8 protein-coding genes are annotated in these 12206 nt (G+C 56.9%); 5 read left to right on the top strand and 3 right to left on the bottom strand.

Translation table 11 applies throughout. The features are described from left to right. Nucleotides 1-115: 115 nt before the first annotated feature. Nucleotides 116-946: a type 1 glutamine amidotransferase domain-containing protein gene (locus tag V6Z53_RS20165; protein WP_338581371.1), complete on the top strand. Its 831-nt coding sequence runs from the start codon at nt 116-118 to the stop codon at nt 944-946. A gap of 184 nt (nt 947-1130) precedes the next feature. Here the strand turns inward: V6Z53_RS20165 and V6Z53_RS20160 are convergent, their stop codons facing one another. Beyond that, complete coding sequence (locus tag V6Z53_RS20160; protein WP_338581370.1) at nt 1131-1778, bottom strand: DsbA family oxidoreductase; 648 nt, start codon at nt 1776-1778, stop codon at nt 1131-1133. A 397-nt stretch (nt 1779-2175) separates the two neighbouring features. Here V6Z53_RS20160 and V6Z53_RS20155 point away from each other — a divergent pair, with 397 nt between their 5' ends. After that, nucleotides 2176-3084 (top strand): LysR family transcriptional regulator, encoded by a 909-nt coding sequence (locus V6Z53_RS20155; protein ID WP_338581369.1) that lies wholly within the window; start codon nt 2176-2178, stop codon nt 3082-3084. A gap of 107 nt (nt 3085-3191) precedes the next feature. Next, nucleotides 3192-4214 (top strand): TIGR03571 family LLM class oxidoreductase, encoded by a 1023-nt coding sequence (locus V6Z53_RS20150; protein WP_338581368.1) that lies wholly within the window; start codon nt 3192-3194, stop codon nt 4212-4214. 129 nt (nt 4215-4343) lie between these two features. On the opposite strand, the gene V6Z53_RS20145 is transcribed toward V6Z53_RS20150, so the two are convergent. Beyond that, a complete protein-coding gene (locus tag V6Z53_RS20145; protein WP_338581367.1) occupies nt 4344-5078 on the bottom strand; it encodes a FadR/GntR family transcriptional regulator in 735 nt (244 codons plus the stop codon). 261 nt (nt 5079-5339) lie between these two features. Between V6Z53_RS20145 and V6Z53_RS20140 the strand changes: the two genes are divergently transcribed. Next, nucleotides 5340-6446 (top strand): mandelate racemase/muconate lactonizing enzyme family protein, encoded by a 1107-nt coding sequence (locus V6Z53_RS20140; RefSeq protein ID WP_338581366.1) that lies wholly within the window; start codon nt 5340-5342, stop codon nt 6444-6446. 104 nt (nt 6447-6550) lie between these two features. After that, entirely contained in the window at nt 6551-7492 is a 942-nt protein-coding gene (locus V6Z53_RS20135; protein WP_338581365.1) for an AEC family transporter, read from the top strand. Nucleotides 7493-7992: 500 nt separating this feature from the next. Here the strand turns inward: V6Z53_RS20135 and V6Z53_RS20130 are convergent, their stop codons facing one another. After that, a complete protein-coding gene (locus V6Z53_RS20130) occupies nt 7993-12141 on the bottom strand; it encodes a CheR family methyltransferase (protein ID WP_338581364.1) in 4149 nt (1382 codons plus the stop codon). Nucleotides 12142-12206 lie beyond the last annotated feature (65 nt).

Raw genomic sequence — 12206 nt, 5'->3', positions numbered from 1 at the left:
TAAGCCCTAACTATTGATTACTCAGTGTAATAGGTGAAATGCAATTCAGGGACTCTATCGTTTCCTGCTCTAGTAATAAGATGGCCCCAACAAACCATCCCTACTGGAGAATCGCGTGAAAAAAACTATTCTTGCTGTCCTGCTAGCCGCTGCCGCTAACTATGCCAACGCCGGCACGGTGTTGGTTGTACTGTCGGATCAGGATCAACTGGACCTGAAAGACGGCAAGGTCATGCAAACAGGTTTCTTCCTGAACGAATTGATGCAACCTGTGCAGACCTTCATCGCGGCGGGTCAAACCGTCGTATTTGCCACCCCTAGCGGCAAGGCGCCAACCGCGGATCAGAAATCCAATGATGTGAGCTTTTGGGGCGGCGATGAAAAGGCCCGTCAGGAAAGTCTCGCGCTGCTGGACACGCTGAAGCTGACCTCGAAGAGCGGCTCGCCGGCAATCAGCTTCGCGCAGGTTCAGAAAATCGGCTACGACAAGTTCGATGCCGTATTCGTGCCTGGCGGCCATATCCCGATGCAGGATCTGCTGAAGGACAAGCAGCTGGGCCAACTGCTGACCAACTTCCATGAAAAAGGCAAGATCACCGGCTTTACCTGCCATGGCACCATAGCCATGTTGTCGGCAATCCCGGACGCGCACGGTTTTGTCTCCGCGCTGGAATCGGGCAAACAGCCGGCAGCGCCAGCCAATTGGATTTACAAGGGGTACAAAGTGACCGCCTTCACCGACGCGGAAGAGGAGCAGGCCAAAGGTTTCCTCGGCGGCGGCCATATGAAGCTGTTCCCGCAGGATGGCTTGACGGCAGCCGGTGCCAACTTCTCCGAAGCCAAGCCATGGAGCGAGAACGTGATCGAAGACCGCGAAGTCATTTCCGGCCAGAACCCACAGTCGGCCAAGGCAGTCGCCGTGGCCATGTTGGCAAAAATGAAGTAATCCTGGGCAGCCGTTCCGGGCAAGCCAAGCCGGAGGTGCTGCGAGTCGATCTGCCCTGACTCCAGCACCCCGAAACCGGTTGGCGTACCGGTAATAATGGCGTCGTAATCCACTAACTCGTCAGGCGTCTGATCCGCGTGATCATCGAAGGGCTTGGCCGTAAGGATTGCGACTTGTTTGTGCCTCAAATTTGAGCAGTGATCTTTCGAAGCGCCTGCTCGTAGTAATCCGCCGTTTGCGCGCCAGTGATTACTTGACGGCCGTTGATCACGACGACAGGAACGGAATGAATACCGCGGCTGGTGAAATAGATCTCACGCTCACGCACTTCGTTGGCATACAGATTTGACGAAAGAACTTGGTAAGCCAGTTCTTCAGACAAACCAACACTGCTTGCGATGCTGGCCAGCGTTTTGTGTGAACTGATGTCCTGACCATCGGTGAAGTAGGCAGCGAAAAGTGCAAGGGAAAGAGGGCGCTGCATTCCCTCAAGATCGGCCCAAAACATCAATCGATGCGCATCAAACGTATTGTAAAAATGGGTTCTTTTATCGAAATCAAAGTGAAATCCAACGCTGTTTCCGCCAGAGCGAATACTGTCCTGACCTCGCGCGATGTCTGCAGCGTTACTTCCGTATTTCTGCATGATGTGCACGACCGCGTTTTGCCCACCCTGAGGCATATTCGGGTTCAACTCGAAAGGTTCGAAATTGATCTCGACGACTGCTTCATCTGCCAGGCGCTGAATAGCTTGTTCCAAGGCGCCCAGGCCAATTGCGCACCAGGGGCAGACAACGTCGGAAATGAAATCAATGTGTATAGGCGTGCTCATGGTGAGTCCTCTGCTTTCAAGTGAATCGTTGGGCAAGGCTGCGACGGCCAGCCAGCAGCGGTCGGATGATTGTTTAAAGGAGAAGTAATCTTGGCGGTATTTCTGAAGAACAATGGATCACTATATTTATGTTGGGTTTTCAGATAAATGGACAATTTGAAATATCAGTTGATACATGGTGTAACTAATCATGCGCACCACTTTTACAATTGGGGAATCGCCCAATAGTTACCCAGGCAATAAAACAGTTCGGGACATGCTAGAAGTCATTTGCAACACTTCACCAATGGCTGCAATTGGCCCGTTGCTCACTGTCGTTAAGGGCTTAAACCACTGTGGATTCTTTCGGGCGTTATGTCCCGCTACAACGTAAGTATGCACTGGAGTAAAGCTACCAATGGAAGCCAACCGATTCGGTGACATCGCTGCGTTTGTCTGCGCTGTGAAGGCTGGAAGTTTTACCTCCGCAGCCGCCTCACTTGGTCTGACCCGATCGGCTGTAGGTAAAAGTATCGCTCGTCTTGAAGGTCGGATGGGAGCACGGCTGTTAAATCGCACGACGCGCAAACTGAGCCTGACTGATGAAGGGCAGGTCGCCTATGAGCGCTGGAAGCAAATTCTCGAGGACCTTGATGAGGTGGATGCAACCATGGCCTTGCGCCGTGGGCGACCGACCGGCACGTTTAAACTCACAGCCCCACTTTCCTTCGGCCAGCGTCATATCCTGCCGATTCTGGATGCTTATCTGAAACAGTGGCCTGAGCTTCGCGCAGACGTCTGGTTTACTGATCGTTATGTCGACCTGGTAGATGAAGGTATCGACATAGCCATCCGCATTGGCACGCCAAAAGATGATTCACAACTATTGACCCGCACCGTGGGTTGGCAGCAGTTCGCAACGTGTGCCTCGCCGTCTTATTTGGCCCGTTGCGGTGTACCGCAAACACCTGAGGAACTTGTCGGGCGTGACACCATCGCTTTCATCAGTGGCCAGGCCAGTGTCTGGCGTTACCAGACACCCACCGGCCTTTATTTGTACGAACAGCCAGGTCGGCTAAACATCGACAGCTCTGAAGCCATGCGCGAAGCGGCGCTGACGGGCATTGGCCTGATTCACTTACCGACCTATATCACTGGAAACGACTTGCGCGAGGGGACGTTGGTGGAAGTACTCAAACCTTACCGTGCACAACCCGATCCCATCCGGGTTGTCTACCCGAGCAAGCGCCAATTGTCCCCGCGCGTGCGCGCGTTTATTGACCTGTTGATTGAGCGCTGGGAATCAGGAGTGCCTTGGGAAGCCTGAAAAATATTGGGGACTCAGTGGACCCTGTGATGGTCTGTTGGTGTGGTTTATCCGAGATGAGGATTCAATAAATATGTCAGTCATCGTCACCCACCGAGACTGCCATCATGACTATCGCCACCCAACGCTCGCCACAAGTGCAACCTGCCGCCTTACCGACGGCCCATCCTGCGCTTGAACGTCACCCCGGTTTTCAACGCCTGTTTCGACCACAGGCGCTGACGGTGGGTCTGATTTTGCCCCTCGAAACCCACGCCGGCCGAGCGGCACCGACCATGCGTGGTCACGTGGAAATGGCACAACGCGCCGAGGCGCTAGGTTTTGGCGCGCTGTGGATGCGTGACATTCCTTTCTTCGACCCGGAGTACAACGATGTGGCGCACATCTTTGAACCCCTGGTTTACATCGGCTTTCTCGCCGCCGCCACACGCAGCATCGTCCTGGGAACCACCGGTATCGTGCTGCCTACCCATGAGCCCATGTATCTGGCCAAGCAGGCGACGTCCCTGGATCAGTTGAGCGAAGGGCGCCTGGTGTTGGGGCTGTCCTCGGGCGATCGATACAGCGACTACCCGATGCTGGGTATCGATTTTGAAACCCGTGGTGAACGCTACCGTGACGCCTTTTCGGTGTTCCGCATCCTGATCGAGCAGGACTTCCCGCGCTTTCGTTCCGAGCGATTCGGTGGCTCATCCGGCAATCTCGACCTGGTACCGAAAGCGCCGTATGGGCGCGTCCCTTCAATCGCTGTCGGCCAGGCGCAGCAAAGTATTGAATGGTTGGCCGAACACCTTGATGGCTTTCTGGCCGGTGTGCAAAGCCCCGAGCGGCTGGCATCGTTGGGCGAGACCTGGCACGCCAAAGTGCGCGAGTTCGAAGGTCGCAACGCGTTCAAGCCGTTAGGGTTGGGCGGTTATTTCGACCTCAGTGATAACCCGGACCAGCCATTCCAGCGCATCCAGGGTGGCTTCCGGGCCGGGCGCAACGGCCTGCGTAACTACCTGGAGCAAGCGCAGGCAGCCGGTGTTTCGCATATCGCGCTCAACCCAAAGGTCAGTCGCCAGCCCTATGGCGAGATTCTTGACGAGCTCGGCGAGCACATCTTGCCGCACTTCCCGTCGCACGTTTGAGGCCCAACGCACTGCCGGAGGATCAATGTTTGTTCGTCGCAACACGGTCGGGCATGTGTATCAGGTATCAGACAGGAGTGGCAGCTCACTTGTAGGATAACGAGACAACCGCCACTCTTCTAATCGACATTAGAAGAAATCAATTTCGTAGCCGAATCGGGATGCTGCACTGACGATATGCTGCCCCATGATCTGACGTGCCGCCGCCGCATTCCCATCGGTCAGCGCCTGCACCAGGTCTTCATGCTCACCGCGTGCTGCATGCGGAATATTGCTGAACACAGGACCTCGTCGCGCAAAGTTCATGGTGATCAGTGCCCGCATCGGCTCGAGCACTGTGCGAATCATTGTCTCGAGATAGTCATTGCCGGACGCCGCGGCCACGGCCCGATGGAAGTCGAGGTCGGCGTTCACAGTGTCCAGCGTAGGTTCCCCTACGTATTGCATTCGCAGGACCGCAGCCTGGATCGTTTTCAGCTTTTGGGGCGTCATGTGCGACGCCGCAAGCGCGGCAGCCTGGCTTTCCAGGACGGCCCGCACTTCGAACATGTTGCGAATCGTATTGTCACCGTCCAGCAACGGCGCGCTGTCGCGCTCGGGCGAAATCTCCGGCGATGGGGCTGCGGCCGAGACAAATACGCCAACGCCTTGGCGGGACTGGATCAACCCCTGAGCTCGAAGCGTGGCAATCCCTTCGCGCACGACGTTCCTGCTGACGCCAAAGTTTTGCGAGAGAAACTGCTCGGTTGGCAACCGGTCTCCCGGGCGTAGTCGGCCGGACGCAATCTCGTCGCTCAACGAGCGGGCGATGTGCTCAGCCAGATGAGGACGCCGCGCCACGGGTTGCACATTCATTTCACTCATTCTTTTCATCCCTTCCACTTGTCTTCTTAATCTACATCAGAAGACTTGTTCCCAACAGTTAAAACTGAATTTCACTGTGACTAAGAAAATTAATAACCAACAAAAACATATAGTTAGGTGATATTTAGACCAAGGTCTAGCAAAAAGCAACAGTTGTTCAGTTGAAGGACAACAGGACGTCATGTACGTTGTCCTCAACCCGGCACGAGCGAAATCCGAAAATCGCCGCGCCATCCTGCAACCTGCTTGAGGCGAAGTCCTATGAAAATTGCCAGCATCGAAACCATTCCGCTTCGGATTCCCTTCACTACGGGTGGTCCGTCGGCGGGCGGGGTCTGGGGCCCGAAAGACCTGCAGATGGTCGATTCCCTGGTGGTTAAAATCACCACGGACGAGGGTATCGTCGGCTGGGGCGAAACCTTCGGCTTCACCGCGATACCAGCAGTGCAAGTCGTGATCGACACGATCCTCACGCCTGAGCTGATCGGCAGTGATGTGACGCGGCGCGAAAAACTGCAGGGGGATCTGCAGAAGAAGTTTCACGTCTTTGGGCGCAGCGGCGCATTCATCTATGGCCTGTCAGCGATTGACATCGCGCTGTGGGATATCGCCGGCAAAGCGGCTGATAAACCGATCTACCAATTGCTGGGTGGCAGCGAAGCCACGTCGCTGGCGGCATATGCAAGCTTGATCCGCTATGCCGACCCTGAACTGATTCGGGTCAATGTGCAGCGCGCGGTCAACAGCGGTTTCCGTCATCTCAAGTTGCATGAAGTGAATGCAGATGTAATCCGCGCCGCGTGCGAAGCCGCCGGTCCCGGCGTGGAAATCACCCTTGACGTCAACGCTCCGTGGTCGGTTCGCGAAGCGCTCGATATGACCGAGAAGCTACGTCCGTTGAATCTGCGCTGGATCGAAGAACCGGTGTGGCCGCCGGAAGACTATGCGGGTCTGGCGAGGGTGCGCCAACACGGCGGCATTCCGGTTGCGGCTGGCGAGAACGCTTCGACGCTGATGGACTTCCAGCATCTGCTTGAAGCCGGCGCGGTCGATTTCATCCAGCCCAGCCCGGCAAAAATGGGCGGCATCACCGAACTGCAAAAAGTCTATGCGCTGGCCAATGCGCATGGCGTCACCGTGATGGTCCACGCCTTTTATGACGGCCCGGGACTGTTGGCCGCCGTGCATGGCAGTGCCGCCCTCGGCGGCGCGAAGTCCTTGGTCGAATGGCGCTACTTCGATCTCGAAGCGCAGCTCTATGGCGACGCCATCATTCCGCGTAACGGCCGTATCGACGTACCCCAAGGGCCGGGTCTCGGAATCGAGCCGGACCAGGACGTCATTCGGGACTATCGCTTCAAACCCTAACCGTAACGGCCGCCTGGCCATTGCCGCGTTGATCGAGGCCGCCGTATCGGCGTCGATCAACCACGACGACATTCTTGATAAAAATAAATACGAGGATTGAGCACATGTTAGACAGAATCGTAGGGCCAATTTTGCCCGTCGCCTTTGTGATCGCGCTTGGCTACATCGCCGGCAAGCGCGGACGGCTTACCCATTCGGACAGCCTGCTGATCAGTCGGCTGGTACTCGGCTGGATTTTCCCGGCACTGCTGTTTGTCGGGATGGCAAGCACGCCTCGTGAACAGCTCTTCGACTTCAAATTCGTCGTGGCTACGTTTATCGGCATTATGGGCATGTACACGATAGCGCTCGCAATCGGCTGGTTCACCACGCGCAATCTCAAGGTCGCAACGCTCAAGGGCTTCGTCAATGGTTACCCGGACGCGGCCTTCATGGGCATCCCGATCCTCGCAACGATGTACGGAGCCGGCAGCATTTATTCGGTGCTGGTGCTGAACCTGGTCGCAAGCCTGGTGATGATCCCCCTGACGACCATGTTGCTCACCATTGCCGATGGAAAGGGCAGTGGCACTCAGGCGTTCGTGTCGAGCCTGTCGGGAGCGGTACGCCGTCCGCTGATGTGGGCACCGGCCCTTGGCATTCTGATTTCGCTGCTGCAGGTCAAGCTGCCGCCGATTGCTGCGGAGTCACTCAATCTTCTCGGCAAGGCAACGCCTGGCGTATCCCTGCTGTGCCTGGGACTGATCATGTCGTCCGAGAAGTTGAAAATGTCAGGTGAGGTGTGGGGCAACCTTGGGCTCAAGTTGTTCGTTCACCCGGTGTTGATGTTCGCCGCCACTGTGGTACTTGGCACCCATGGACTTTATGCCCAACAAATGATCCTGCTTTGCGCGCTTCCGTCGGCGACCATCCCGGCGATGTTCGCGAACCAGACCGGCGCCTATCAGAGTGAAGCCGCGACCTCCATCCTGGTCAGTACGGTGCTGTCGATCGTGACGTTCTCTTTCGCGATCTACCTGATTGATGGAGGGCTTGCTGCAGCTTGACTGCTGGTGACGGATGGCGGGGTATGAAGCACTCGTGTCGAAATACCACGCCTGGTTTGGTTCCGTACCCTGCCGTTTGGAGTGAGCACAGCGCACGTAAAGCCAGTTAAGGCGGTGGAAATTCCTGTCAAGAGTGCCAAGACGAATGCCGAGGCAGTCCGGATTTTCCGCGCGGTACGCGTAGATCGGAAATGCTCTCGGCCGATGGGAGCGTTTGCCGCGTGCGCCGACCCGCTTGCCTTGCCACAACTAATACAGTGGCAATATCCAAAGTCCCCGAGTTCGGCAGTGAGCTCATACTGTATTCGCTGGCAGAGGCAACTACCTTTGTGCATACAGTTAATAGCTGAATCGCCTTGAGTGCGACGGGCCTTCTGACCGGCCGCTTCTGGCCGATTGCTGCCAGACACGAAGGGCTGCAAACAATCCATTGCAGACATTCGTTAGATTGAACATCTGGCTAGATGACCAACTTTTTTAGGTCGCACCGGGCATCCGATTTAAAACGGACGAGCACTGCAAGCCTCATCAATGATGTCGATAAAGTCATCGTGGGACACCGGTTTGCTTACGTGGTAGTTGAAGCCCGACTGTCTGGCTTTCTTCTGGTCATTGCTGGTGGAATAGCCGGTGAGGGCGATCGCGGGGGTGTGTTTCAGATGAGTGATCTGGCGGATGGCCTGGATGAGTGCGTGGCCATCCATGACCGGCATGCCGATGTCGGAAATGATCACGTCGTAGTTTCCATCTTTCGCTGCCTTCAGCGCCAATAGTGGGTCGCTGAAGGCTTCCACGTGGGCGTCCTCCATTTCCAGCAGCATCTGCAGCACATCCATTACATCCTTGGAGTCATCGACCAACAGCACCTTATGACCTATGAGGCGCCCCGATTGCCCGGAAGTTTTCGGTTGGTTGTCTGCCTGCTGGTGGGGCTGGCACAACGGCAGTCGGATGGTGAAGGTGCTGCCTTGACCAATGCCTGCGGATTGCACGTCAACCGTGCCGCCATGGGCTTCAACCAGTTGCCGCACCAGTGACAGGCCAATGCCCAGACCTCCGCGCTGTTGGACGGTATGTTGGTTATCCGCCTGGCTGAAGAGGTCAAAGACTTTGTGCAGGTTGTCCTGTTCCAGGCCAATGCCGCTGTCGATGACATCCAGTTGCGCCATGTCGCCGACGCGTTGGGCAATCAGTTCGACGCGACCATCCCTTGGGGTGAATTTCAATGCGTTGTTCACCAGGTTCCAGATGATCTGTTCCAGGCGAGTGCTGTCGGCATCGACCACTAGCGGCGGTTCCGGAGGCTGCGGCACTTGCAGTATGACCTCGCACGGGTGTTGGTCGTTGGTCACCACGGTATGGATGTCCTGAAGTATCCGTCCGAGGTCCACTGCCTGTTTCTTCAGTTTGAGCTTGCCGGTGCGCACCCGGGCCACGTCCAGTAGATCGTCAATGATCCGGGATTGGCTAGTGACTGCATCGCAAATGGTATTCACCGCTTTCATCGCCGGGCCGACGGCTTTGGCCATTGGCAGGCGCCGTAGCAGTTCGGCATTGAGCTGAATGAGGTTGAGCGGGTGCTTGAGTTCGTGGGACATCACCGCGAAAAATTCATCCTTGAGATGGCTGCTGGTCTGGGTTTCGGCCAGCCGCTGACTTTGTTCGTCATGCATGCGTTTGTGCCCGGTCAGGTCGCGGGCAATCTTCACATAGCCCTTGAGACTCTCGCCTTCGAGCAGTGTCACCTCGCCGCTGCAGTAGAATCGACTGCGGTCCTTGCGCAAGTGCCAGCGTTCGTCTTCGCCACGGCCATGCTCGCGCGCGGCGCGCAGCTCAGTTTCCGGTACGCCTTCACTGCGGTCCTCGGGCGTAAAAATCAGGTCATAATAGGCGCCGAGCACTTCCTCCTTGGCATAGCCGAAAATCAGCTCGGCTCCAGTGTTCCAATCAGTAATCACGCCATGATCATCCAGAATGATGATCGCGAAATCGTGGGTGCTTTCGGCAACCAGGCGCATGCGCTCTTCGCCCAGGCGCAATTCATCCTCGGCGGCGCGACGCTTGGTGATGTCGATGAAGGTCAGCACCGTGCCATCGATATGATCCTCGCTGGAGCGGTAAGGCAGCAGTCGAGCGATGTACCAGCGATGGTCGCTGCTACAGACCTCGCGCTCGATCATGTTCAGCGACTCGAACACCGTCACTGCATCTTCGGCCATCTCCAGATAGTCCAGCCGGTGGGTGATGTCCATCAGCGAACGCCCGGTGTCGACGGGCAGCATGCTGAAGATTTCGGTGGCGCGTGGGGTGAACCAGCGGATGCGCATGTTGCGATCGACGAACACCGTGGCAATGTCGGTAGAAGCAATGAGGTTGGTCAGGTAATCGTTGATCTTGTCGGTCTCTTCAACCTTGGTCTTGAGTTCGTAGTTGACTGTCAGCAACTCCTCGTTGATCGACTGCAACTCTTCCTTGCTGGTTTCCAGTTCTTCGGTGGCCGAGCGCAGCTCTTCGTTGATGGCCTGCATTTCTTCGTTGGACGCCTTGAGCTCTTCGCTGGAGACTTCCGATTGTTCGATGGTCTCCTGCAAATGCAGCTTGGTACGCTGAAGCTCTTTCTCGAGGATGCCAAGCATCTGGTTATCGGTCTGGTTGGCGGCGACATCCAGCAGTTCGTGGGATTCGACCTCTTTCTCTTCGAAGATCACCAGCACATATTCGCTTTCGGATTCCTCGTCTTTGTAAGGATGCGCGGTGAGGTCAACCAGGTATTTGCGCTTTTCGCGCTCGATGCGCACTTTGCGCGAGGTGACCGGGATCCCGCCTTGGTGGACCTGGGATAAAGTGGTACGAATTTCCAGACGCAGGTCCGGATGGGCCAGGGTCAGCAGGTTGCGTGAGATTTCCCCTGCCACATAGCGCAGGAAACGACCGGCGCCTTCACTCATATGCAGGATGTTGGCGTTGGCATCGACGATGATGCTTGGCGGGACAGCCTTCTCCAGCGCACGCAGGTGAATATCGGCAAATGAAACCTTGCGGGCTACCGCCGGTTCCTGGGGACGAGTGGTGAGCGTGGTGCGCGCGTAGCCGCCTCGCGGCATGGCCGGGGCGCGTCGGGGGCTGCTGGACACGCTTTTGGCGCGGAAAATCCGGTTGCGCTTGTCCACGGGGGTGAACAGGTCAAGGCAGCCGTCGGCGGATTCCGAGGTGCCGAGGAATAGATAACCGCCCGGACGCAGGGCAAAATGGAACATCTGCATGATGTCGCGCTGCACTTCGCGATCGAGATAGATCAGCAGGTTTCGGCAGACGATCAGGTCGATCTGTGAAAAGGGCGGATCGAGCAACAGGCTGTGCTTGGCGAACAGGACTTTTTCGCGGACCTCCTTGTTCACCCGGTAGTGCTGGTTTTCCCGGATGAAATACTGGCGCATGCGCGTCGGCGGCACGTCCGTGATGATCGCCTCTGGGTAGACGCCGTTTCGTCCGAAGGCGATGGCGCGATCATCGATGTCGGTGGCAAACACCTGCAGCCTGGCTGGGCAGGCTTCCAGGGCCATCTGCTCGGTCAGCAGGATCGCCAGGCTGTAGGCTTCTTCGCCGGTCGAGCAGCCTGCCGACCAGACGCGAACTTCATCGCGATGCGGCTGGCTGTCCTGCAGCGATTTCAACAGATTCGGAATGACGTCGCGTTCCAGCGCTTCGAAAGCTTCGCGATCGCGGAAGAAATTGGTGACACCGATCAGCATGTCTCCCAGCAGCGCTTTGGTTTCTTCCGGGTGGGCCTGCAGATAGTCGTAATAGGCCGCCAGGTCCGGTTGCGCGGTCACTTGCAGGCGACGCTCGATGCGGCGCAGGACCGTGGCACGCTTGTAGTGTTTGAAGTCATGGCCGGTGCCGGCGCGTAACTGCAGCAAAATGTCCTGCAACGCTTGTTCGGCTTTGGCGGCATCACGCTCCGAAGAGGGCGGGATGGTCTTGATTTCAGGATCGTTGGCTGTTGGTAAGGTGATGGCGCGCGAGTTGTGCCAGAGCTCGAGCAACTTTTGCGGCATTTCCACAACGGGCAGCACCAGGTCGACCATCTGCGTATTGATGGCAGCACGCGGCATGCCGTCAAACTCGGCATCTTCCGGTGTCTGAACCAGGGTGACGCCGCCTTGTTCCTTGATCCGGGAAAGCCCCACGGCGCCATCGGATCCGGTGCCCGAGAGCACCAGGCAGAAGGCGCGCTCCTTGTGTACATCTGCCAGGTCCCGGAAGAACAGATCGATCGCGACGTGCAGGCCGGTTGGCCGATCAGACGGTGTCACCGACAGATAACCATCGTTCATCGTCAGATTATGCGCCGGCGAAATGACATACACGGTGTTCTTTTCGATGGCGATCGTCTCGGTCACCTGCCGCACCGGCATCTTGGTGGCTTCCTGGAGGATCTTGTCGGCAAGGCTTTGGTGATCGGGCGACAGATGCAGGATGACGACGAAGGCCATGCCGTTATCGTTGGGCATATGTTCGAGGAGCGACTTCACCGCTTGCAGGCCACCAGCGGAAGCGCCAATGCCGACCACAGGAAAGGGCAGGGTGCTGGGTATCAGCTCCTTGCGCTGTGGGACGTTGGTTGAGCGCTTCACGTTGGACGGCATAAGTTTTGGCCTTGATCGGCTTTGGAAAAGTGGTCTTGGTTAAGTTTAATCGTACTTCCGTGATT

Source organism: Pseudomonas sp. MAG733B, from assembly GCF_036884845.1.
In the GTDB taxonomy this organism is placed as follows: domain Bacteria; phylum Pseudomonadota; class Gammaproteobacteria; order Pseudomonadales; family Pseudomonadaceae; genus Aquipseudomonas.
This window is presented reverse-complemented; position numbering and strand designations above follow the sequence as displayed.

Bases quoted from the DNA above. Each gene is read 5' to 3' on its own strand.
- V6Z53_RS20160 (WP_338581370.1), bottom strand. From the start codon at position 1,778: ATGAGCACGCCTATACACATTGATTTCATTTCCGACGTTGTCTGCCCC.
- V6Z53_RS20155 (WP_338581369.1), top strand. From the start codon at position 2,176: ATGGAAGCCAACCGATTCGGTGACATCGCTGCGTTTGTCTGCGCTGTG.
- V6Z53_RS20150 (WP_338581368.1), top strand. From the start codon at position 3,192: ATGACTATCGCCACCCAACGCTCGCCACAAGTGCAACCTGCCGCCTTA.
- V6Z53_RS20145 (WP_338581367.1), bottom strand. From the start codon at position 5,078: ATGAGTGAAATGAATGTGCAACCCGTGGCGCGGCGTCCTCATCTGGCT.
- V6Z53_RS20140 (WP_338581366.1), top strand. From the start codon at position 5,340: ATGAAAATTGCCAGCATCGAAACCATTCCGCTTCGGATTCCCTTCACT.
- V6Z53_RS20135 (WP_338581365.1), top strand. From the start codon at position 6,551: ATGTTAGACAGAATCGTAGGGCCAATTTTGCCCGTCGCCTTTGTGATC.
- V6Z53_RS20130 (WP_338581364.1), bottom strand. From the start codon at position 12,141: ATGCCGTCCAACGTGAAGCGCTCAACCAACGTCCCACAGCGCAAGGAG.